The sequence below is a fragment of the Liquorilactobacillus vini DSM 20605 genome, from assembly GCF_000255495.1.
GTDB classification, from domain to species: Bacteria; Bacillota; Bacilli; order Lactobacillales; family Lactobacillaceae; genus Liquorilactobacillus; species Liquorilactobacillus vini.
This window is the reverse complement of the sequence record NZ_AHYZ01000050.1, coordinates 1-24,534: the sequence shown is the minus strand read 5'-3', so window position 1 is coordinate 24,534 and position 24,534 is coordinate 1. Positions and strand designations below refer to the sequence as shown.

The following is a 24,534-nucleotide window of genomic DNA, read 5'->3' as shown; positions in this document are numbered from 1 at the left end:
TGAAATAAAAAAATAGTTAAAGAATCTCTATTCAGAATTTCAACTTAACCAGCTTGACGCCCCAAAGTAAGCGGAGCCAGTCTTTTAACAATCGGCAAGATTACTATGATTTTAAGCAATCCGGGCAATAGAAAGGGAACAAAGCCAATTAGCATAGCTTTGATAAAAGAAATTTTCAGCACCCAGGTTATCCAAACTGAACCAATTAATAAATTTAGCAATGCTCCTAAACAATTGGCTGCCAATAAAACTGGCAATTGACGGCCAAATTTTTTTAACAGTCCAGCTGTTACTAACTGATAAACCAAAAATGATAGTAAATAACCACCGGTCGGCCCAAGGAATACCGCCAGGCCACCGCTAAAATTCGCAAAAACCGGGAAGCCAAGCGTTCCAAGCAATAAATAAACAATTATTACTTCTAAACCGTCCCAAACTGGTAGCAACGATGCAATCAATCCAACCGCAAATGTTTGTAAAGTGATGGGAACGATTGGAATTGGAATCGTTAACTGGGAACAAACAATCATTACAGCGAGCAGCATCCCATTAATTGTAATCCGTTGTATTTGATTCTTATTCATTATATCAATCCTTTTCCTCATAAAATTATCAGCTGATAATCTTAATTTACTCATCAGCAATCACTTTGTCAACTTTAGTTTTTAATTGGTTTACTAAATATTAAAAAAAAAGCCAAACCATGAATCCAGGTTTGACGGCTTAATAACTGAATTTATTATTCATAATTTGGCTTTAATAACTTGATTTTGATTGCTAAGAGGCCATGACGTTTAACTTTCTCAGCCGGATAAAGCCGAGCTAATTCTTTTGAAGACAAGCCAACTGCTTTTTCAGAAAATTTTTGATAAACTTCTGCGATACTACGGCATTTCTTAATACTCCAAGCACTTGTTAAAATATAATCATCTTCATTCGAAGCCCGATGGATTGCTAAAGTATCACCAACTCCAAAGTGCTTCATCTGGTCATCGTTAAGGAATACTTCGACCGTTTTTGTTCCGGCTGAAATTTTTTCAAACAACTCGTCATCTAATCTGATATCCACAATACCGACCTCCTGCAAATGCTGATCTGCAGCAACAAGTTACTTTAGAGCCTTTTAGCAGCCTGTCGCTTATGACAAAACTGATTAATGCCTAAAATTTGAAACATCAATTAATTCAACTATATAATAAAAATGTTATCTTTTTTTAATCTGAAATGCAAGATTTTTTTTGAATTTCTTATTTTCTAAACGAATAAAAACATTATAAATAAGTTTGACCAAAATTTCCAGCCAAGCAGCTTATAAAGATTCATTCTCAATCAGCGAATTGTACTTTCACCAGCAACTTGAATCTTAGTTGTTCCTGGAAAAATTGCTCGCTGCTTTTGAGTTAATGGTCGATCAGTTATGAAAAGTGAAATTTTATCTGGCGTACAAATCCGATAATAAGATGTATTAACAAACTTTTGATGTTCGGCAACTAAAATTACTTTTCGTGAACGAGCAACAGCCCGGCTGACAATTTGCGCATCTTCCTGTTTTAAAATATACAGCCCCTTTTCGTCGATTCCCGAGGCCGCAATGAACGCCGTATCAAATTCAATCGTATCTAATTCATTTAAAGCTTGGTTAGAATAAAAGAAACGACTTTCATGATCAAAGCTTCCCCCTAACGCTTTGATCGTAACCTTATTTTGCTCCGCCAAAGCTAAACAGTTGTCAAGCGAATGGGTAATGACCGTAATTGGCAAATTAATATTTTGACAAGTTTTTAAAAGAATCGTTGACGCATCAATAAAGTAGACGTGATGGGGATTAAAGTAATTCGTTGCTTCTAAAGCAATCTTAGTCTTTTCCTCAGTGAACTGCGACAACCGTTTTTGATAATTCAAAACTTGATGACCAAAATCTAAGGGCAAGATTCCGCCATGAGTTCGTTTGACTTCTCCTCTTTTAGCTAACAAAACGATGTCACGCCGAGCTGTATCCTGGGAAACTCCAAATTCGGCCATGATGTCTTTCGTAGTCAGTTCTTGTCTTTCTTCTAGTAGCTGTTTGATCAAAGCAATCCTTTTTTCCTGACTCATAAAATTCTCCTCACAAAAAAATTAAATCTTTGATAATTATACTCTAAATAAGGATTTAGCACAATTGCTCAATTTTAAACACTTATTTTGATGCTAATTTTTACTTATTATCAGCAAAGTAATTATTTCTAACTTTTAATACTAAATGTCCCGTATTCTAAAGAGACTACTTAAAAAATAAATTTTAAGTAGTCTCCTGAATTTAAATATTTAAGTTAATTCACAACTAAAAAGCTGCTTGCAACGGCGGTACAACTTGTTTCTTACGTGAAACCACCCCAGGCAAATCAGCTTTATTATCAACTAATTTAGTCTTAAAGGCTTTTTCAACAACTGCTTGTGGTTCCCCAACAACTAACAGCCGTGTGTCGCTATTTAAAATATTAGTTACCATCAACAAGAACAAATCATAGCCATTTTCTCGGTTCTGCTTTTCAATGGCTTGCCGTAATTTAGCTTCTCGGGCAAAAACCTCATCCAAATCAACGGTATTTACTTGATTAATGCGAACTTTTTTGCCGCCCATTTCAAAAGTCTTAGCATCAGCTGTTACCAATTGATCTTCGGTTTTGCTGGCTAGATTGGTTCCAGCCTTTAACATTTCCAAACCATATTGTTGATAATCAACACCCGCAATTTTTGCCAACTCCTTAACTGCCGCTTCATCTTCAGGAGTGGTTGTTGGTGATTTGAATAACAAAGTATCCGAAATAATAGCAGAAAGCATTAAGCCAGCTAATTTGGCTGGAACTGCTACTTGATGTTGTTTAAATAACTTCAACAAAATCGTACTGGTACAGCCAAGCGGCTCTGCATGATAATAAAGTGGTGCTGCTGTTTGAAAATTAGCGATTCGATGATGATCAACAACATGTGTAACTTTGACGTCTTGCAAATCGGTTACACTTTGTTGAGCCTCATTATGATCAACTAACATCACAGCGTCAACTTCCGGCTTAGCAGCTGTAATTACACGCGGAATTGGCTCATCAAAATGCTGTAAAACAAATTTTGTCTCATCATTTGGTTCACCCAAAGCAACTGCTTCCGTCTCATAGCCAAGTTGATTTTGGAGGTAAGAAAATGCTTTAGCAGCAACAATTGCATCTGTATCAGGACTCTTATGTCCAAAAACTAGTTCTTTCACTTTAAAATCTCCTATCTATATTTGATCTTCAATATTGATTTAACCTTTTCGGCTGATTTCTGTCAAGCGTGAAATATAATCCTGCTGTTCTAAATAGCTATCAAAAGAATTTAAAAAGTTTTCGATCCGGGGAATTTGATCCTTATCACGTCGAAAAACAAATGCCAAATCAAACGAAATCTCGGGCTCAAATAAAGCCGTCCAGGTCGTTTGCGCTTTTTCGTCTAAATGAGCCAAAACAAATGACATTGGTAAAGCTGTTGCAACACCCGTTCGATTTGAAAATTTAAACAACTGAAAAGGAGTTGCAAAATGGGCAACACTGGTGGGTTTGTCAATCAAAGCATTCTTATAAGCTTCCCGAATTAGACTGTTTAAATAATACTTAGGCGGATAGGTCACCCACTGCTGATCTAAAGTATCCTTTAAGCGAATTCGTTTTCTTTTTGCCCATTCTTGATTATGATGTAAGAATAGTAAATTCTCAGTCAAAATTTTTCGTGATTCGTAAGGCTTCCAATTTTTTATGCTCTCATCTGGCAAATACATAATTGCCAGATCAATGGTATTGTTTTCTAATCGTTCCCAAATTTCTTTTCGTGTCAGCATATGAAAAATTAACTTGATTCCCGGATGTTTTAAAAAATAACGAACTGCAAATTGATTAAAGACCCGATCTTCAATTGATGCCAAGATTCCAATGCTAATTTCTCCTTGAGTGGCACTAGTTGATTGTTGAATTTCATCAGCAGCCCGATTTAAAGTCTCATAAATTTGATGAGTCGCATCCAACATTGTGTAACCTGCATCTGATAAATGCAGCTTTTTACCAACTGAATAAAATAACGGTGCACCCACTGTTCGCTCCAATTTTTTGATTTGCTGCGTCAATGCTGGCTGAGTGATGCCCAAAATCTGTGCTGCCTGGGTATAGCTCATCGTTTCGGCCAATTGTAAAAAATAGCTGAGCGTTTTAGAAGAAAAAATGTTCTCCTGTTTTGTTTTCATTTCAAATTCCCCTTGAAAAAAATAAATAAAAAAATATTTTTGGCATATATATTAGAAATATTATCATTTATCATAACCCTAAACCATGTTAACTATCAACTAATAAAAGCGCTTTTAAGATTTAAAAGTTTTATAAATACATAATTTCATCAAAAAGTCTTTAAAATGAAAATTACTACAAGCTAAAAAATTAGCATTATTTAAGCAAATAAGTTTTAAAAAATGCAATTTCAGCTTGATTGCACTGCGTAGCAATTTGATCTTTTTGATTGATCTGAAAATCATGAAAACGTGGTTGCTGCGTGTCACCATAAAGTTTGAAGCAATGGACAATTTGATTCTTATTTAGCCATTGATCTAATTGCACTGTTTTTTCACGTAAAAAATCCTGATTAGCAGTCATCAGAAAAATTGGTGGTAACGCGGTTGTTAAATATTTTTCGACTTCAAGCTGCCGCCGATACTTGGCAACTAACGCTGGCTGAAAATAGGCTGTTTCTAAATCATCTGGTTGAAAATGCGCCTCAGGCAAAAAATAAACACCGCAATTTAGTGCAGCCGCTCTAATTTTTAACAGCGGTCGCGAAAAACCACAAAGCTGACGATACACTGGATTACTGTCAATCGCTAAATATTGCTCTGTCAATTGACCACCAGCGCTGTCACCAACCAAATAAACATTATTCAAATCCAAATGATAGCTTGTCTTGTTGTACGCCAACCAGCTCATTAATCGAACAACATCTTGAATTGCACCTGGATATGGTGTTTCTGGAGCCAAACGATAATTAAAGTTTACCACTGCAAAGCCACTTTGAGCCAAGGTTAAGCAGTAAAATTGATAAGTTTCTTTAGTGCCATAAAACCAGCCGCCTCCATGAATGTTAACGATCACTGGCAAGGTTCTTTCATTATCCAGCCGGTAAATATCAGCCAAATTCCATTGACCAGCCGGACCATAAACTAAATTATCAAAACGCTTGATTCCGCTGACTTGCTTGGTCAAGCCTGCATCCCGCTGATCGTCTCCCTTTTTCCAGGCTCTCCGGGCAGTACTAATTTTTTCCTGTAAGCTTTTAGTAATCATAACATGCTCCTTTGATTAAGTTCGTTGCCAGTGTCGATTGATAAGCTTCCGTAATTCCTCTAATAAAAAAATTGGGATTGGAATCGCAACTAAAAATAACCATTCTTTGAGACCGATTGCGGTAGTGTTAAAGATCCCTTGTAAGAAAGGTAAATAAATCAAAATATTTAATAATAAGATTTCAAAGATGATTCCAATCCAAATCTGATGGTTACTGAAAAGACCAATTTTGAAAACCGACATGTTTTCTGTTCGGCAATTTAAAACGGCAGCAATCTGGCAAAAAACAATCGCGGCTAAAGTCATCGTCGTTGCTTCAAGATAAACTGAACCGTTAGCAGCTAAAGCCTTATTCGGCCAGCCAGAAACATAATTGGTATAGAAATAAGCAAAAGTCGAAATTAAACTAGCTAACAAGCCATACCAACCAAAAGCCCGCCAAATCAAAGACTTCTTTAACAGGTGTGATTGGCGAGAACGTGGTGGTTTCTGCATCACATCCGGTTCGGCTCGCTCTGCGCCTAAGCCTAAAGCCGGCAACATATCGGTTCCTAAATCAACTGTTAAAATCTGCATGACCGTCAACGGCAGCGGAATCAACCCGCCACTAAAAAGAAATAAAGCGGAAGGAAATGCTTCTGGTACATTGGAATTTAAAATATACAGCAAGAATTTTTGGATATTGCTGTAAACTGCTCTTCCCTCCTCAATTGCTGCAACAATCGAAGCAAAGTTATCATCAGTCAAAATCATATCAGCAGCATCTTTAGCTACATCGGTGCCTAATTTTCCCATTGCAACACCAATATCTGCTTTTTTTAAAGCTGGTGCATCATTGACGCCATCACCAGTCGATGCAACAACGTGCCCACACTGTTGCAAACTAGACACAATTCGATATTTATGTTCCGGCGCAACCCGGGCAAAAATCACATCACCTTTTAAAACTTCTTTTAACTGTGTTGCTGACATTTTTTCCAGTTGCTCACCAGTTACAACGCGCGGATTTGGTCCCGTGATTCCAATTTTGACCGCAACGGCCTTAGCTGTCAGGGGGCTGTCACCGGTCACCATGATGATTTTAATCTTAGCTTGATGGCATTTTTGAACTGCCTGATAGACTTCTGGCCTTGGCGGATCCATCATGACTGCTAAGCCGACAAAAATTAAATTGCTTTCAGCTTCAGTTAAATCCAATTGCTGCTGCGAACTAGAAATTTTCTTATATGCTAAACACAAAGAACGTAATCCCTGAGCCGCATACTGCGCATTAGCTGCTAAAATCTGTTGCCGTAGCTCGGTGGTTAATGACTTAACTTGACCATTTAATTGAATTTGGCTGCATAATGGCAGTGTTTCACTTAAAGCACCTTTGACTAATACTAATTGCCACTGTGAACCCAGTTGATGAACGGTCGACATTCTTTTCCTGATTGAATCAAAAGGAAAGGTTTGAAGTTTTGGCAATTTTTCAGCCAATTGCTGCAAATTTAACTTTGACTTTAAAGCAGCAATCAATAATGCCCTTTCCGTTGGTGTACCTAAAGTCTGCCCTTGCTGATCAAAACTAGTTTGCAACTTAGCATCATTATCCAAAGCCATAATTTTGAGCATTTGCTGCAAATCAGGATCTGTCAAATCAGCTGACTGCTGGTCTAACATGATCTGACCATTAACCTCATAACCTTCACCTGTTAGCTGATAATCATGTTCTGGAGTCCAAAGATGATTGATCGTCATCTGATTTTGGGTCAGCGTCCCAGTTTTATCAGAACAAATTACCGTTGCTTCACCCAGGGTTTCAATGCTGTTAAGTTCTTTGACCAAAGCGTGTTTTTGCGCCATTCGCCGAACTCCCTGTGCTAAAGACAAGGTAACTGTTGGCAATAATCCTTCAGGAATAAATGCAACGATCATCCCTAAGGCAAAGATAAAGGCCTGTGCTGGCGGATAATGTACGAAAAAGATCGATGCCACGAAAAAAGCCGCCCCAATCGAGAGAGCAATGATTGACAATTGCTTGGTCAGCCGATTTAATTCTAACTGTAATGGACTGATAGTCTTTTTTTGTTGATGCGTCAGCTGTGCAATTTTGCCAAATTCAGTTTGCATGCCAGTCGCAAAAACAATTGCTTTAGCCGAACCATTAACAGCTGATGTACCAGCATAAACTAAATTATTGACCGATAATTGATCAGAATCTGAGCCCTGATAAACGGCATCCTTAGTTGCTGGTACAGATTCACCAGTTAATGCTGATTCATCGATCTGCAGGGAATTAGTTTCCAATAATCGCGCATCTGCTGGTATTGAATCACCAGCACTCAGTAAAAACACATCTCCGACAACTATCTGACTAGCATCAATTTGCTGCTGCTTGCCATCACGGATGACTTGCGTATAATTTGGCAACATTTTAAGCATTGAATCGGTAGCCTTTTGTGCAGCATGCTGTTGATAATAACTAAATAAGCCATTAATCACATTCACACACCAAATTGCAATTCCTAGTTCAGTCGTGCCAGAAAAAATTGCGATCAGGCCGCTGACCCACAATAGACAAGCCATTAAACTAATAAAATTTTTTAAAAAGTTCTGCCATTCAGGCTGACGCTTAATTTTTTGAATCGTATTTAAACCATTTTTTTGTAATCGATCCGCAGCAACTTGTGCTGTTAAACCAGTTGGACTAGAAGCCAACTCTTGAAATAATTCCGTAAGATCCTTTTGTGCGTATATTTGAGCTTTTCCTTGATCATCTTTCATCTCAAATCACTTCTTCCTTACAAACACTTACGTCAAAACCTTACTACGGTAAATTATTCTAAATAAATTTTCCGCAATAAATCAAGATCACCTTCACTTAACTGCATGACAGTCTGTAAATATTGATCGATCGTCCTATATTTTTCAACAATGGCCGCTTGAACCTGATCTAACTCCTCACCTAAGACCGAAAACGAAGCATTCATTCGATTAATAAACTCAGCGGCATTTTTGTTCTTCAGCTTCTTTCGCAATTGATCCTGATCGGCAGCAGAATAGATAATATTAGTCAATAAATAATCTTGACGAATTATTTGATAATCTACTCCTAAAGCTGAAAGAATCAAAAAACTGGCGATTCCAGTCCGATCCTTACCAGCTGCACAATGAAACAACAATGACTGCTTTGGTTGATCATTGGCCAGTAGATCTTTAAATAAACAACGGAAAGCTAATTGTGAATGGGAATCAAAAACCATCAGCTGGTAAGGATCAGTTTCTAGTGTTGCCTGACTTTGAGCTTGAAGTTCAATAAGCGGCAGATCTCCATCATCTTCTTGGTCATCAGTTGGATAAACCGGATAAGACCGAAAGACTGCTTGCTCTGGAATCTTGTCAGGAGCATAATTTCTTTCACGCGGTGAACGTAAATCAATATCATACTTCAGGCCATAATGTGCTAATTGAAAACGGCCATAACGTGTAAGGTGGCTTAAGTCACCAGCACGTAAAATTTTTTGCCAGCGAACCATTTGACCATCATGGGTTGGATATCCACCTAATTCACGTAAATTAACGCTGCCCGCGACTGGTAAAAGTCTTTCTGAATGCATATTGATCCACTCCTTTACTTCAAAATTATTGTAAATCTTTTAAGCGCAAAAACAAACAGTTAATTATTATTTTTTGAGATATTTTCTACAGATTAAAGAGCCTCATCAATTTTGTTCTCTAAAATCAAAGACTCTCTAAATTAACTTTTTCTATTTGCTGATTTTTTTAAAATAAAAATAGAACCAATATTTAAAACAATATTAGCTCTATCTTTTTGATAAACTTTCTTATTTTTTTATATTAACATCATTCAGAGGTATCAACTTTGTATGATGTTTTAACTTGTATCCTAAAAACAGAATTAAAAATATTGGTATGCAAGAGTACGTAATCAGAAGCTCATACCAATTAAAATCAATTGTCAGTTCAACTCCTTTTTCTAAAATAATCATAATACAAATTAGAGTTGACAAAATTGGTCCCAAAGGAAAAAACTTAGCACGGTATTTTAAACTATTTAATGGTATATTTTTTTTCTTTAATACCATTCTAAAGCGCAAATGTGAGATAGAAATTCCCAACCAGGCAATAAATCCTGTTAAACCACTAGCAGTAACCAAAAAATCATAAATTCTTACTTCAAAAAAATTCATAAAGAAGATTAATAATCCGATAAATGTTGTTACAAACAAAGCTAAACTTGGCACACCTCGTTTATTTGTTCTTATAAAGATTGATAGCGCTCCTTCATGATATGAAAGTGAGTAAAGCATCCGAGTTGCTGCATAAATACCGGAATTAGCTGATGATAAAACCGATATTAAAATCACAAAATTCATTATACTTGCTGCCGAATTTAAACCTGATTGTTTAAAGACTAATGTAAATGGGCTTATTGCAATATCTTTAGTGCTTGATCCTAATAAGAAAGGACTATCATATGGAATTAAACATGAAATCACGAAAATTGACAAGATATAAAATAATAGAATTCTCCAGAAAATTTGCTTTGTTGCTTTAGGTATACTTTCTTCCGGATTATCTGATTCACCAGCCGTTATTCCAATAAGTTCCGTTCCCTGAAACGAAAAAGCAGCTGTTGAAAATGCCCCCAGCATTGGTAAAAGACCCAAAAATGGAGCTTTTTTATAAGTAAAATTTTGCATTCCTGTAAATGGTTGTTTTAATTTTCCAAAAATCATCAGAAAACCTAAAAATATAAAAATCAGTATAACCAAAATTTTAATCAGCGATAACCAATACTCAGTTTCTGCAAAAGAACGAGCAGAGATAATATTGATAACAAACATTACTCCTAAAGCCAACAAACTAAAAATCCAAGTAGGACTATTAGGTAACCAAAATTTGATTATTATGCTAACGGTAGTAATATCTACTGCCAAGGTTATTACCCAGTTAAGCCAATAATTCCAGCCCAATGCAAATCCTAATGCAGGATCAACAAATTTTCCAGCATAAGAAGCAAATGATCCACTAATTGGCATATATGTAGCCATCTCACCAAGACTAGTCATTAAAAAATATACCATAATACCAACTGAGATATAAGCAACTAAAGCTCCTCCTGGTCCTGCTGAACTAATTGTAAGTCCACTAGCAACAAACAATCCTGTTCCAATGCTTCCACCTAAAGCAATCATAGATAAGTGTCTTGTCTTTAAAACTCTTTTAACATGATTCTTACTATTAATTTTTGGAACTGTGTCTTCCTTCATATCCAGATACACCTTCCAATAATTTATTAATTTTACAAGTTACAAGGTCTATCTTCATCAAACCAAATATTCAATTCATTAATAGCATTTTGTTTAGAATCGGAAGTATGAATAAAATTATGCATCTTATCGCCACCATACACTGATAAATTTCCTCTTATGGTTTCCGGCTGTGCCAAATTTGGATCTGTATTTCCTGCTAGTTTATGCAATTCATCAATTGCATTATCACCAGAGACCCTTAATACAATTATTGGTCCTGATAACATATACTTTATTAAATCTCTAAAAAACTCTCTATTCTTTAAATTTTTATAATGTTCAACTAACTGTCTTTCAGATGCATAGGTCAATTCCATACTTTCTAGATTAAATGAAGTATTTTCAATTTTTTCTAAAATTTTGCCGATTAATCTTTTTTCAACACTATCCGGTTTGATAATCACGCAAGACCGTTCAAAATTTTTCATAATTCATTACTTCCCGTGAGTGTTATTATTAAATATTACATCAAGAAAAATCATTTTAAACTTGCATCAATGTGATCCTCAAATAACTTTTCTACAACCATAGCATCATCAATGCTTGAACTGATAATCATAATCGTATCATACCCCGCGACACTGCCTGTAACTTCAGGAATTTCTAAACTATCAAGCAATGCAGTCAAAACATTAGCAAAATTAGGAACCGTATGAATAACATTTATATATTCAATTCTTTGAACATTATAGACATATTGCTCAACTGTTTCATAGAATTTCCAAATCATATTTTCCTTTGATACTTGTGCTTGGGCATAATAAATTAACCCTTTATCGTCCCTTTTTTTTACTATATTTAAGGATCGAATATCTCTTGATATTGTTGCCTGAGTTACTTCGACGCCATTTTCCTTTAACTGCTCAATCAGTTCCTGCTGTGTAGAGATCTTCTTCTTGTTAATTAGAAGTTGGATTAATTTTCTCCTTTTATCATTTTCCAAATTAATTACCCCCTAATTAAAAAGTTATTTTCCCAATTAATATTTGATAAAGTGCATATATTGCACATATAACTATTAAAGCTGCAATTCCCAGTTCGATTTTACTAAATGTTTTCTCAGCTTTGTTATCTTTTCTTTGCAATTGATAATAAAAAATTATTCCCGGTGCAAAAAGCAATGTTGTTAAAAGTAAATATTTTAACCCAGCTGCATAAATCAACCAGCACGCATAAACACTTGCAACTACGCCAATAATTATATTTTTTGGTTTTCCTTCAGCCTTATTATCCTCACTCAGTGAAAATTTCAGTTGGTAAAAACCTGAAAAAGCATATGGAATTAATATTGCAGAACTTGCAAGGGAATAAAAGAAATTATAAGCTCGGCTTGAAATTAGAAAAGTAAAGAAGAAAATTTGAATTAAAACATTGGTTAATAATAGTGAATTAATTGGTGCTCCATTTTTATTCTCTTTAGCAAAAAATTTCGGAAATGTGCCATTTTTAGCAGCTTCATAAGGCAATTGTCCGGCAAACATTGTCCATGAAAGCCAGGCACCAACCACTGAAACAATTAAGCCTAGATTAACCAAAACTGCTCCCCATTTACCGACAACTGACTCTAATAAATATGCCATTGAAGGTTGCCGAAGCTTGGATAACTCAGCTCCATTCATTACGCCTAATGAAAGCAAAGTAACTAACATGTAAATCAGGATGACCGTAATAATTCCAAAGATAGTTGCTTTCCCAACATCTGATCTTTTTTTGGCTTGACCTGAGAATAAGACTGCTCCTTCAATACCAATAAAGACCCAAACAGTTACCAGCATTGTGCCTTTCACTTGAGACATGACCGGTTTTAATTCAAAATTTTGCGATACAGTTCCCCAAAAATCCACTGTAAAAATGCCTAATTTAAAAGAAATTAGCATGATAACTAGAAAAACTCCAATTGGGATCAATTTAGCAACTGTTAAAATTGTATTTACAAAAGAAGCCGATTTTATACCTTGCAAAATCAAGAAATGACAGATCCAGAGTATTAACGAGGCTACTATGATTGAATAAATATTTTGACCACTTCCAAAGATTGGGAAAAAATATCCAACAGAACTCATTAATAATGTTGCATATCCCACGTTTCCCAACCAGGCAGAAATCCAGTAGCCCCATGCTGAATTAAATCCCATATATTTTCCAAATCCTGCTTCTGCATAACTATAAATTCCAGCATCTAAATCAGGGCGCTTCATATTCAAGTTTTGAAAACTCAGAGCTAATGAAATCATGCCAATTGCTGTAATAATCCAACCAATAATTTGCGACCCAGCTGAAGCAGATCTTGACATGTCACTCATAAGATTAAATATTCCACCACCAATAATTGACCCCACAACTAGACCAATTAATTCAATCAAATTAAGTTTTTTTACTTCCATAACTTCCGACCTCCTTTAAAAAAAGGGGAATCATATTAAAAGTACGATGCTAGCTTTCTTGATCCCCCTTTTTTATGCTATTTTGAAATAATTGTGCCTACTCCCTTTTCAAGTAACTGTTTAACATTATCTAGCGAAGTAATTATTGCTTTCCCATCTGTTTTCTCGACGAACTCAATTGCTGCATTTATCTTAGGTAACATGCTTCCTTTAGCAAATTGATCTTCAGCAATGTAATGTTTTAACTCACTAACAGTGACATTAGTTAACTTTGATTGATTTGGCTTATTAAAGTTTACAAATACATAATCAACTGCCGTCAGGATAATCAGTTCATCCGCTTTAATATTTTCGGCTAACTTGGCAGCACCATAATCTTTATCGATCACAGCTTCCTGACCAATAAAGTTACCTTCAGCATCTTTTGAAACTGGAATTCCACCACCACCAGCAGCAATTGGAATCAAGTCTTCTTTAAGCATTGCAGAAACAGCAGGATACTCAACTACTTCTTTAGGAATTGGAGATGGTACAACGCGTCGATAACCTCGGCCAGCATCTTCAACAAATATATAATCAGGATGCTTTTTTTGCTCTTGTTCCGCTTCCTCTTTTTGATAAAAAGGTCCAATTGGTTTTGAAGGATTTTTGAAGGCTGGATCATCAGCTGAAACTTCGGTTTGAGTGATTATAGTTGCAGCTTTCTTATGAATGTTTTCTTTTTTCCAGAACTTCATTAAATGCTTGTTGCATCCAATATCCAATACTGCCCTCTGTCATAGCACCAATTGTATCTAAGGGCATTACTGGATTTTTGGCTGTACTTTCTGCAATCTGCTGAAGTAGCAAATTACCAACTTGAGGTCCATTACCATGTGTAATTACTAGTTGATGACCTCGTTTAATAAATTCAACTAAAACGTTAACAGTTTTTTTTATTGCTTCTTGTTGAGATTTTGCACTTGCATCCTTAGATAAAATTGCATTGCCCCCTAAAGCGACAACAATTTTCTTCATAAAGAAAACCTTCTTTCAAACTTTTGTTTATTATTTGCCCAAAGTAGCTACCATTACTGCTTTGATTGTATGCATCCTATTTTCGGCTTCTTCAAAAACTACAGAATTTTTGCTTTCAAAAACTTCATCTGTAACTTCCATCTCATTTAAACCAAACTGTTTTGAAATCTTCTTTCCAACTTCAGTCTCAGTATTATGAAATGCTGGTAAGCAATGCTCAAAAATTACATTTGGATTATCAGTCTTATCCAAGACTGATCGGTTAACTTGATAAGGCCGTAATAAATTAATTCTTTCTTTCCAAATGCTATTTGGTTCACCCATTGACACCCAAACATCTGTATAGATAACATCTGCTTGATCAACGCCTTCGGCAATATCGTTAAATACCTTAATCTGAGCACCAGTCTTTTGAGTAATTTCATTAGTTTTCGCTAAGAGTTCTGCAGATGGTTGTAATTCCTTTGGACATACTACGTGATAGGTCATTCCCATTTTGGCAGCGCCAATCATCAAAGCATTCGAAACGTTGTCACGTCCATCACCTACAAAAACAAATTTAAGATCCTTGTAATCTTTCTTTAAGATCTCTTTAGCTGTCAAAAAATCAGCTAAAACTTGAGTTGGATGATCCTCATCAGTTAAACCATTCCAAACCGGAACTCCAGAATACTCCGCTAATGTTTCAACCGTTCTTTGTGAAAATCCACGATATTCAATTCCATCAAACATCCTTCCCAAAACACGCGCAGTATCTTTGACTGATTCTTTATGCCCCATATGACTTCCCGATGGGCCAAGATAAGTAACATGTGCTCCTTGATCATGAGCCGCTACTTCAAATGAACAGCGCGTCCTAGTTGAACTTTTTTCAAAAATTAAAGCAATGTTTTTACCCTCAAGCATTGGTTGTTCTGTTCCGGTATATTTAGCTTTCTTCAAATCTTCTGCTAAGTTAAGCAAGTACCTAACTTCTTTGGGCGTATAATCCATTAAGGTTAAATAATTCTTATTGCGTACATTAAACATATTCTTTTTCTCCTTTATTAATTATTTTTTCAAATCTTCACGATAAATTGGCATTGACATACAACGTGGGCCGCCACGTCCACGGGATAATTCACTAGATTGAATTTCATGAACATGCAAACCATGCTTTCTTAAAATGTCATTTGATACATAGTTGCGATCATAAGTAACGACTTCTCCAGGTGCAATTGCTAAAGTGTTTGAGCCATCATTCCATTGTTCACGAGGGGCAACAATTGGATCACCATTACCAGTCGGAATCAAATCCAAATCATCCAATTTAAGAGCTACCTTCAAAACTTCTTTTAGATTACGTTCGTGCTTAACTGATACCCCTTGGCCTTTAGGATGCATAATCCAAATATCAATCTGCTGATTCTGATTTAGAATTGCTGGATGCACTGTAAACTGATCGTAATTAATCATTGTAAAGACTGTATCTAAATGCATCATTGCATGATTATGCGGGATTTTAATTGCTAAAACTGTGTCATATCCTGAATTTTTTGTGAACAAACTTTTGGCAATATCCTCAATTGCTTCTGCTGTCGTTCTTTGAGAAATACCAATTGCCAAAACATGATCATTTAGAACTAATTCATCACCACCTTCAATATGATTAAAATGATTCCGATTTCTCCAAACCTGAACACCTTGATTTGCAAATTTTGGATGGTTAGAAATGATATATTCCATAAATAGTGATTCTCTTTGACGAGCTTTATATGTCATTTTGTTAATGCTTAATCCATTTCCAATTGCAGCAGCAGGATCTCTTGTAAAGTACAAATTAGGCATTGGATCCATTAAAAATGGATATGCTTTGTCCCCAGATGCTTCTTTCAGATCTAACGAACTCAGTTCAACTTCATCTTTTCGAACTCCTTCCATAATGTGAGTAACCATTTCCAAATTGCCCATATTGTTTAAATACTCAAAAAGAGTATTGGCGGTTTCGCTTTCTTCCTTAAATCCGGACTCTGCGATCATACGATTTAGAAATTCTCTTTTCACTTCAGAAGTGGTTATTGATTCTGAAACTAAATCATCTAAATATAAAACTTCAACACCATTTGTTTTTAGAACCTGTGCAAATTCATCATGTTCTTTTTGAGCTATCGGTAAGTAAGGAATATCATCAAATAACAACCGTGGCATTGTCTCCGGAGTGATATTTTCAATTTCCTTTCCTGGTCTCTTTAAGATTACAGATTTTAGTTTACCAATTTCTGATTTAACATTTATTGATTTAGACATTTTCAATCAACCTCCTGTATATTTTTATTACATTTTTATGTTATTACATCTGTGTAACCGATGTCAATGGCTGATTTATAGGCGCTTTCTGGTTGTACAAGTCTTTTATTTATTCAAATGTATAAACATCTTGTTTATACATAACAAGTAAAAATTAACTACTATTTATAAAAATCGTGCATAAATTATTGCATAAAAAAAATATACCAATTATTAAAAAATAATTAGAACATTGATTTAAATTAGCTATATTTTTTAATTGCAAAAATTATTTAAAACAAATAGAAATTAAAGTTGCTATTACAAATTTGCTTACTAAATTTAAATTTATTCAATACCACAGAAGGGTAAAATGGAAATGTATTGACTTGTAGTTGATAATTGTGTAAAATTTAGTATAGTTTAAATATACCCTATGTGGTAATAACAAGGAGGATCATTTTGTCAAAAGTAAAAGAAATTTCTGATACGAATTTTCAAGAAGAAATCAGTCAAGGTGTAAATTTAATTGACTTTAATGCTGTTTGGTGTCCACCATGTCAAATGATGAAGCCGATTTTAGCTCATTTATCAGAAAATCCTGAATTTGCGACAGTTGGGTTTAAATCGCTTGATGTTGATCATAGTCCTGCTATTGCCCAGCAATTGCAAATTCAAGGCATTCCCACCTTTATCCTAACTAAGGATGGTAAAATTGTTGATCGAATTACTGGCTTTATTCCGGAACCTGCTTTAGCACAACGAATCAAACAATATTTGTAAAAAAAAAAAGCAGTTCAAGATTTTTTCAATCTTGAACTGCTTTTCTTAACTTTGTTGCCAATCAGTTGGATCTTGATGCCAAGCGTACAATAATTTCAATTCCTGTTCATCAATATATTTTTCTTGCTTTGCGACTTCGATCAATTCATGGTAATTGGTCAAAGTGAAAAATGGAATTTGCGCTGCTGCAAAATTTTGCTTGGCAGCTGATAATTGGTAACTAAAAATTCCAACCACTCCAATTACTTTTGCCTGTTCTTTTTGAGCAGCTGTGACGGCTTTTAACACACTGCCGCCAGTTGAAATCAAATCATCGATCAAAACTGTTTTTTGACCAGGCCGCAAAACTCCTTCGATCTGGTGTCCTTGTCCGTGATCTTTTGGTTTGGAACGAACATAGACCATCGGCAGATTTAAACGATCAGCTACCCAAGCAGCGTGTGGGATACCAGCCGTGGCGGTTCCGGCAATCACTTCAGCTTCTGGAAAGCTCTGTTTGATTAAAGCTGTCAAGCCACTCGCAATCCTTTGGCGGATCAGCGGATAACTGATGGTTAAACGATTGTCGCAATATATCGGGCTTTTAATTCCACTAGCCCACGTAAAAGGCTGTTGCGGCGAAAGACTGACGGCCTTAATTTTCAATAAATCAGCTGCTACTTGTTTCATACTTGTTTCCTCCATAATTTTTCAACTAATTGATATGCTGCCACTGGATCAGCAGCTTGGGTAATTGCTCGGCCAACGACGATTGCACTACTGCCGTTGCTAGCTGCCTGATCTGGTGTCATAACCCTTTTTTGATCATCATGGCTGTTGCCAGCTAACCGAATTCCCGGAGTGACCCGCAAAAAATTAGGTTGGCTTTGTGCTTGAATTGCCGCTGCCTCCCAAGCAGAACAAACCACACCGCCCAAGCCAGCTTGCTGGGCTAAAGCAGCATAGTTCAGCACGCTGGTTTGCATTGAAGCAGTTACCAGTTGTTCTCGTTGCAATTGTTTTTCAGTTGTTGAAGTCAATTGGGTGATAGCTAAAATTTTAGCTGATGGATCACCATTACTGCCATCCACCAGGCCAGAAACGGCTGCCTCCATCATTGGCGTCCCACCACTAGCATGAATTGTTGTCAGCTTGACACCTAATTTGCCGATTACTCGCATTGCAGCTTCAACTGTATGCGGAATATCATGGCATTTCAGATCCAAAAAAACATCATGGCCAGCAGCAATCAGTTCCTGAACCATTGTCTGACCTTCACTGTAAAATAATTCCATTCCAATTTTGACAAACAATTGCTGATTTGCAGGAAACTTTTTCAAAAAATTATCAACTGTTTGTTTATCAGGAAAATCCAACGCAATTATCGGTCGCTCAATTTTCATTAATTCTACCCCTCACTTCCTGCTGCAAAGCCGTCAAACTCTTAATTTGGTATTGATCCATTTTAGTTGGCAAATCCGCTAAAATATGGGGAAAAATCAGTGGATCATGAAAAATCGCCGTTCCAATTGCTACCGCGCTAGCTCCTGCTAAAAACATTTCCAAAACATCCTCGGCATTGCTGATTCCACCCATGGCAATAATTGGCAAATCAACTTGCTGCTTAACTTGATATATCATCCGAACTGCAATCGATTTAATGGCTGGTCCCGATAAGCCACCAGTTTGATTGGCTAAAACCGGCTGCCTAGTCTTCAAATCCAAACGCATCCCTAGTAAGGTATTGATCATGCTCAATCCATCAGCCCCACCAGCTTCAACTGCACGGGCAATGGCGACAATGTCCGTTACATTTGGTGAAAGTTTAACATAAACTGGTAGCGGACTAACGGTTTTAACCGCCGCTGTTAAATTTTGCGCACTGACAGGATCGGTACCAAACTGCATGCCACCACGATGAACATTTGGGCAAGAAATATTTAATTCTAACGCATCAACCAGTCCCGAATGACTTAAACGCTTAGCAGTCTCGACATAATCAGCTTCAGCCGTACCAGCAACATTAGCAATAACTGGTAAATTCGGATATTTGGCTTTTAATGCCGGTAATTTGGTTCGCAAAATCACATCAACCCCAGGATTTTGCAAACCAACTGCATTCAAAACACCCCCAGGAACTTCCGCAATCCGCGGCATTGGGTTGCCAATCCGTGGTTCCAGCGTAGCAGCTTTAATGATGATTGCTCCAAGTTGATTCAGATCGAACATCTCAGCATAACGATTATCACCAAAAGCAAAACAGCCACTGGCCGGCATGACTGGATTTTTAAGTTTCAAGCCAGGCAATTCAACTGCTAGCCGTTCATTGAGCTTCATAATTTCACCTCCGTTGCTGAAAAGACTGGCCCTTTTAGACAAACATGCTGATTCAAATTACCGTGACCGACACTGACCATACAACCAGCACAAGCACCCATGCCACAGCCCATCCGACTTTCTAGTGATAAATCAACTGGCAGCCGGCGGTCAGCCAATTGCTGTTGAACCGTCTTTAATAACCCCAAAGGCCCGCAAGCATAAACATGACAATATTCATCAGACCAATAATTATCCAATAAAGTTTTAACCGTTCCTTGGACACCAGCTGTTCCATCATCAGTCGCTAATAAAAACTTTCCACAGGCTTGAAAAACTTTTGCGCCAAAGATTTGTGTTCGGGTGCGAAAACCAGCCATTGTCGTGACCTGACAACCCTTTTGCGCTAATGTTTTGGCTAAAAACATCAATGGTGGCAAGCCTGTACCGCCGCCAATCAAAAGAACTTGATCATTAGCAGCTAGATCTTGATCAGCAAAACCATTACCTAAAGCTCCGAGAATATTCAACTTGACACCAGGTTTAAGGGTCGCTAACAAATGAGTTCCTTGACCAACCGTTCGATAAATTAAACTCAACTTTCCCTGCATTGCTTGACAATCAGCAATTGCCAATGGCCGTCGCAATTGAAAAAGCTCATTTGGCAATTCGACCATCACAAATTTTCCTGGGTGGTAGCCACTTAGTTTAGCAGTCGTTTTTAAGTTCAATAAGTATACATCAGCGGTCAATTGACATTGTTCTTGAATGATAAAGTTATTGACACTTGGCATAAATGGCTCCTTTCTATAATGGATCAGTTGCAAAAGTCCGATTTTCCAGTGCTCGGACTAACGCTGCGGCTGTATTCAGCGAGGTCAACAGTGGGACGTTATGTGAAATCGCCATTTGTCTGATTTGAAAACCAGCTGAAGTAGCAGCCTGATCGTGACCCATCGTATTGATTACCAGTTGAATCTTACCCGCTTTCAACAAGTCTAAGATATTCGGATCATCAGTTGCAACTTCACCAATTTTAGCAACTTTCATAACTCTTAATCCATGATCTTTTAAAAACTTAGCGGTGCCGTCAGTTGCTAACAACCGATAGCCAATTTGACTAAAGCGCTGAGCCAATGGCAAAATTGCTTTTTTATCGCGCTTTTCAATCGTTAATAAGACATTGCCACTCGACGGTAATTTCATTTTTGCACCGGCAAAAGCTTTCAGCAAGGCTTTTTCAAATGTCCGATCACTGCCCATAACTTCACCGGTCGATTTCATTTCCGGTCCAAGGTAACTGTCAACTTCAGCTAATTTGCTGAATGAGAAGACTGGCGCTTTGACGTTGATCGTTTTGCTTTCTGGATAAAGACCAGCTTGGTAACCAAGCTCACGCAAGGTTTTACCTAAAATAACTTTGGTAGCAACTTGAGCCATCTCAATTCCCGTAATTTTACTTAAAAAAGGAACCGTTCGACTGGCCCGGGGATTGACCTCGATTACATAAGCTTGATTCTGATGAATAATAAATTGAATATTCATGATTCCACGACAATTCAAAGCAATTGCCAATTTTTGAGTAGCGGCAACGATCTGGTTTTTAATTGCTGGCGTGAACGACTGCGGTGGATAAACCGCCATTGAATCACCAGAGTGAACACCAGCATGTTCAATATGTTCCATAATTCCCGGCAGCAAAACATCACGACCATCGCAAATCGCATCAACTTCACATTCTCGGCCCTCTAAATAAGCATCAACCAAAATTGGATGATCAGCCGCGGCGGTAACATTTTGTTTGAGATAATTCTTCAGTTCGACCTCATTGTAGACAATTTCCATTGCTCGACCGCCGAGCACATAGCTTGGCCGAACTAAAACTGGATAACCAATCTCTTGCGCTTTTTGTAAAACGCCAGCTTGCGTAGTAGCCGTCTTCCCTACTGGCTGTCGTAAAGCTAATTGCTTGATAACTTCATCAAACAATTCACGATCTTCAGCTTGATCCAAATCCTTAACTGAAGTTCCTAAAATCCTAACGCCATGCTGCTCTAAACCAGCAGCTAGGTTGATCGCCGTTTGCCCACCAAATTGGACAATCACTCCCAGCGGCTGTTCAAGTTCGATCACATTTAAAACATCTTCCAATGTTAATGGCTCAAAATATAATTTATCCGAAACTGAAAAATCGGTTGAAACTGTCTCTGGATTGCTGTTCATCACGATTGCTTCATATCCAAGGCTTTGGATTGCTTTCACACTATGAACGGTTGCATAGTCAAATTCGACTCCCTGCCCGATTCGAATTGGACCCGAACCAATCACTAAAATTGATTGTTTAGCGCTTGGCTGACTTTCATTTTCTAAATCATAGGTACTGTAGTAGTATGGTGTTTTTGAGTCAAATTCAGCCGCACAAGTATCAACCATTTTATACACTGGTTTCAAACCTTGACTCAGCCGTAACTGTCGAATCTGATCTTCAGATTGATTCCATAAATGGCCGATCGTATAATCACTAAAGCCATAACGTTTAGCCGTTGCCAATAATTGTTGGTTATTAGGCTGAGAGCTTAATTGCTGTTCTAATTCTGTTAGGTGTTTGATAATGTCCAAAAAGTATAAATTGATCTTGGTTAACTCATGAACTTCATCCAGCGTATATCCCCGGCGAAAAGCTTCTGCTAAATAGAATAAACGATCATCTTGCGGATGGACCAGCTTTTCTTCCAATTGATCATCACTGGCTTGTTTGGCAGCTGGTGAAAACAAATCGCGTTCATCAATTTCTAATGAACGAACAGCTTTTTGCACAGCTTCCTCCGCCGTTCGACCAATCGCCATAACTTCTCCAGTTGCTTTCATTTGAGTTCCCAGCCGCCGATCCGCATTTTGAAACTTATCAAACGGCCAACGTGGAATTTTGGCTACAACATAATCTAAGGCTGGTTCAAACTCGGCATACGTCGTTCCAGTTACTGGATTAATGATTTCATCCAAGTTCAACCCAACGGCAATCTTGGCTGCCATTTTAGCAATTGGATAGCCAGTTGCTTTCGATGCTAAAGCTGAAGAACGGCTGACCCGGGGATTGACTTCGATCACATCATAGTGAAAACTATTTGGATCAAGTGCTAGTTGAACATTACAGCCACCTTCGATTTTCAACGCTCGAATGATTTTTAAAGAAACATCACGCAGCATTTGATACTCTCGGTCGCTTAACGTTTGTGGCGGTGAAAAGACGATCGAATCTCCAGTATGGATTCCAACTGGATCAAGGTTCTCCATACAACAAACAACCATTGTATTATCAGCCTGGTCGCGCATTACTTCATATTCGATTTCTTTGTAACCCATAATGCTTTTTTCAATCAAACATTGAGTCACTGGTGAAAGATCCAAACCATTTGCGGCAATCGTTGCCAACTGTTCGGGAGTATCACACAAGCCTCCGCCAGTTCCACCCATCGTAAAAGCTGGCCGCACAATAACTGGATAGCCAATCGCTTGAGCAAAATCCAAAGCCTCTTGAGTAGTATTAACGGTTTTTGAAGGTGGAACCGGTTGAGCGAGTTTGTTCATTAATTCCTTGAATAATTCACGATCCTCAGCTTGATCGATTGCTGAAAGCTTAGTGCCCAATAATTCAATTCCTAATTCAGCTAAAATTCCTGTTTTAGCTAAGGACATGGCTAAGTTAAGACCGACTTGGCCACCGAGTGTTGGTAAAATTGCATCTGGATACTCCTGACGAATAATCCGCGAAACCGACTCGGTTGTTAAAGGTTCAAGATAGACATGATCAGCAATCGCATTGTCAGTCATGATGGTGGCTGGATTTGAATTGACTAAAACGACTTCATAGCCTTCTTCGCGCAGTGCCAAGCAGGCTTGCGTTCCAGAATAGTCGAATTCAGCTGCTTGACCAATAATGATGGGCCCCGATCCAATGACCATAATTTTGTGAATATCAGTTCTCTTCGGCATTGCGCTCTTCCTTTCTTAAATCGATCATTTGCATAAAATCATCAAAAATAGCCATCGCATCATGCGGACCTGGAGCAGCGTCGGGATGGAACTGCACACTGAAAGCTGGATAAGCTTTATGATGTAGCCCCTCAACAGTGCCATCATTGATTTCAGTATGAGTAACGTTTAATACTGAACTGTCGATTGAACTAGGGTCAACTGCATAACCGTGATTTTGCGAAGTAAAAAAGATCCTGCCAGTAGCGATTTCTTTGACTGGATGATTAAAACCACGATGACCAAATTTCATCTTAAAGGTATCCGCCCCATTAGCTAAAGCAAATAATTGGTGACCCAAACAAATACCAAAGAGTGGCAGCTTGGCTTGAATCTGGCGGATCATCCCTAAAACTTGCGGTAAAGCTTTAGGGTTACCAGGACCATTGGACAACAAAACCCCATCAGGATGCAGCTGCAAGATTTCTGAAGCCGTTGAATTATACGGCATCACAATCGTATTGCAGCCACGTTTGGCTAATTCACGCAAAATGCTATGCTTTAAGCCAAAATCAACAACGACAACGTTGCGCCGCGTGCCGGGATTTGGATAAGGACGGAGCGTTGAAACTTTTGGCGTCAAATTGCTAGTTGGTTCAACCTGCTTAAGTTCAGCCAGTGAATCTTTAGCAGCTTGTTTGGTGGCGGTCAATTTACCGCGCATCGTCCCCGCCACCCTAAGACGTTTGGTCAAAGCTCGGGTATCAATCCCAGAAATCCCGGGAATATTCATCTGTTTCAAGAAGTCAGCGAAACTGCCTTGTTGCCGCCAATTACTAGCAACGCGAGCTAATTCATGACAGACTACCCCGCAGCACCCTGGTTGGATTGATTCACAATCATCCAGGTTGACACCGTAATTGCCAATTAGCGGATTAGTAAAAACTAAAATCTGGCCAGCATATGATTGATCGGTAACTGCTTCTTGATAACCGGTCATCCCAGTGGTAAAAACGACTTCACCAATCGTCAACCGATCAGCACCAAAAGCCGTACCTTGAAAGATCGTACCGTCTTCTAATACTAAATATCTCTCCACGTTTCAGTCCTCCTTTTGATAAACCAGGCGGCCGCTGACAAAAGTCATCTCAGTAATGCCAT

The 24,534-nt window shown here is 37.7% G+C and carries 21 protein-coding genes and 1 pseudogene; 1 reads left to right on the top strand and 21 read right to left on the bottom strand.

The window, feature by feature from the left end; all coding sequences use genetic code 11:
• Positions 1–44: 44 nt before the first annotated feature.
• From ON15_RS02930 to arcA, 15 genes and pseudogenes are all read right to left on the bottom strand, one after another.
• Entirely contained in the window at positions 45–584 is a 540-nt protein-coding gene (locus ON15_RS02930; RefSeq protein ID WP_010579988.1) for a biotin transporter BioY, read from the bottom strand.
• 155 nt (positions 585–739) lie between these two features.
• Positions 740–1,069, bottom strand: coding sequence for an ASCH domain-containing protein (locus ON15_RS02925; RefSeq protein WP_010579987.1), 330 nt, complete (start codon positions 1,067–1,069; stop codon positions 740–742).
• Positions 1,070–1,329: 260 nt separating this feature from the next.
• Positions 1,330–2,097, bottom strand: coding sequence for a DeoR/GlpR family DNA-binding transcription regulator (locus tag ON15_RS02920; protein ID WP_010579986.1), 768 nt, complete (start codon positions 2,095–2,097; stop codon positions 1,330–1,332).
• A 226-nt stretch (positions 2,098–2,323) separates the two neighbouring features.
• Positions 2,324–3,244 carry a manganese-dependent inorganic pyrophosphatase gene (locus ON15_RS02915; RefSeq protein WP_010579985.1) on the bottom strand — a complete coding sequence of 307 codons (921 nt, stop codon included), beginning with the start codon at positions 3,242–3,244 and terminating at the stop codon, positions 2,324–2,326.
• 39 nt (positions 3,245–3,283) lie between these two features.
• The gene (locus ON15_RS02910) at positions 3,284–4,252 is read right to left on the bottom strand and encodes a LysR family transcriptional regulator (RefSeq protein WP_010579984.1); all 969 of its coding nucleotides are present in this window, start codon (positions 4,250–4,252) and stop codon (positions 3,284–3,286) included.
• Positions 4,253–4,448: 196 nt separating this feature from the next.
• On the bottom strand, positions 4,449–5,339 hold the full coding sequence (locus tag ON15_RS02905; RefSeq protein WP_010579983.1) for an alpha/beta hydrolase: 891 nt from the start codon (positions 5,337–5,339) through the stop codon (positions 4,449–4,451).
• A gap of 15 nt (positions 5,340–5,354) precedes the next feature.
• The gene (locus ON15_RS02900) at positions 5,355–8,105 is read right to left on the bottom strand and encodes a cation-translocating P-type ATPase (protein WP_010579982.1); all 2,751 of its coding nucleotides are present in this window, start codon (positions 8,103–8,105) and stop codon (positions 5,355–5,357) included.
• Between the two features lie 53 nt (positions 8,106–8,158).
• Entirely contained in the window at positions 8,159–8,938 is a 780-nt protein-coding gene (locus ON15_RS02895) for a tyrosine-protein phosphatase (protein WP_010579981.1), read from the bottom strand.
• Between the two features lie 228 nt (positions 8,939–9,166).
• Positions 9,167–10,615, bottom strand: coding sequence for an amino acid permease (locus tag ON15_RS02890; RefSeq protein WP_010579980.1), 1,449 nt, complete (start codon positions 10,613–10,615; stop codon positions 9,167–9,169).
• A gap of 32 nt (positions 10,616–10,647) precedes the next feature.
• Complete coding sequence (locus ON15_RS02885; protein WP_010579979.1) at positions 10,648–11,085, bottom strand: nucleoside-diphosphate kinase; 438 nt, start codon at positions 11,083–11,085, stop codon at positions 10,648–10,650.
• Positions 11,086–11,135: 50 nt separating this feature from the next.
• Entirely contained in the window at positions 11,136–11,600 is a 465-nt protein-coding gene (locus ON15_RS02880; protein ID WP_010579978.1) for an arginine repressor, read from the bottom strand.
• 16 nt (positions 11,601–11,616) lie between these two features.
• On the bottom strand, positions 11,617–13,041 hold the full coding sequence (gene arcD / locus ON15_RS02875) for an arginine-ornithine antiporter (protein ID WP_010579977.1): 1,425 nt from the start codon (positions 13,039–13,041) through the stop codon (positions 11,617–11,619).
• 77 nt (positions 13,042–13,118) lie between these two features.
• Positions 13,119–14,058 (bottom strand): annotated as a pseudogene (arcC, locus tag ON15_RS02870) (carbamate kinase).
• A 30-nt stretch (positions 14,059–14,088) separates the two neighbouring features.
• Positions 14,089–15,087: an ornithine carbamoyltransferase gene (argF, locus tag ON15_RS02865; RefSeq protein ID WP_010579976.1), complete on the bottom strand. Its 999-nt coding sequence runs from the start codon at positions 15,085–15,087 to the stop codon at positions 14,089–14,091.
• Positions 15,088–15,108: 21 nt separating this feature from the next.
• A complete protein-coding gene (gene arcA, locus ON15_RS02860; protein WP_010579975.1) occupies positions 15,109–16,344 on the bottom strand; it encodes an arginine deiminase in 1,236 nt (411 codons plus the stop codon).
• 441 nt (positions 16,345–16,785) lie between these two features.
• Between arcA and ON15_RS02855 the strand changes: the two genes are divergently transcribed.
• Positions 16,786–17,106: a thioredoxin family protein gene (locus ON15_RS02855; protein ID WP_010579974.1), complete on the top strand. Its 321-nt coding sequence runs from the start codon at positions 16,786–16,788 to the stop codon at positions 17,104–17,106.
• Between the two features lie 45 nt (positions 17,107–17,151).
• Here the strand turns inward: ON15_RS02855 and pyrE are convergent, their stop codons facing one another.
• The 6 genes from pyrE to ON15_RS02825 are packed head-to-tail and all read right to left on the bottom strand — an operon-like array spanning position 17,152 to position 24,472.
• Entirely contained in the window at positions 17,152–17,775 is a 624-nt protein-coding gene (gene pyrE, locus ON15_RS02850) for an orotate phosphoribosyltransferase (RefSeq protein ID WP_010579973.1), read from the bottom strand.
• Complete coding sequence (pyrF, locus tag ON15_RS02845; RefSeq protein ID WP_010579972.1) at positions 17,772–18,488, bottom strand: orotidine-5'-phosphate decarboxylase; 717 nt, start codon at positions 18,486–18,488, stop codon at positions 17,772–17,774. Before pyrF ends, pyrE begins: the two co-directional genes overlap by 4 nt.
• A complete protein-coding gene (locus tag ON15_RS02840; RefSeq protein WP_010579971.1) occupies positions 18,478–19,422 on the bottom strand; it encodes a dihydroorotate dehydrogenase in 945 nt (314 codons plus the stop codon). Before ON15_RS02840 ends, pyrF begins: the two co-directional genes overlap by 11 nt.
• Positions 19,419–20,195: a dihydroorotate dehydrogenase electron transfer subunit gene (locus ON15_RS02835; RefSeq protein ID WP_010579970.1), complete on the bottom strand. Its 777-nt coding sequence runs from the start codon at positions 20,193–20,195 to the stop codon at positions 19,419–19,421. The genes ON15_RS02840 and ON15_RS02835 overlap by 4 nt, the downstream gene beginning before the upstream one ends.
• A gap of 13 nt (positions 20,196–20,208) precedes the next feature.
• Positions 20,209–23,394 (bottom strand): carbamoyl-phosphate synthase large subunit, encoded by a 3,186-nt coding sequence (gene carB, locus ON15_RS02830; RefSeq protein WP_010579969.1) that lies wholly within the window; start codon positions 23,392–23,394, stop codon positions 20,209–20,211.
• Complete coding sequence (locus tag ON15_RS02825; RefSeq protein ID WP_010579968.1) at positions 23,378–24,472, bottom strand: carbamoyl phosphate synthase small subunit; 1,095 nt, start codon at positions 24,470–24,472, stop codon at positions 23,378–23,380. Before ON15_RS02825 ends, carB begins: the two co-directional genes overlap by 17 nt.
• Positions 24,473–24,534 lie beyond the last annotated feature (62 nt).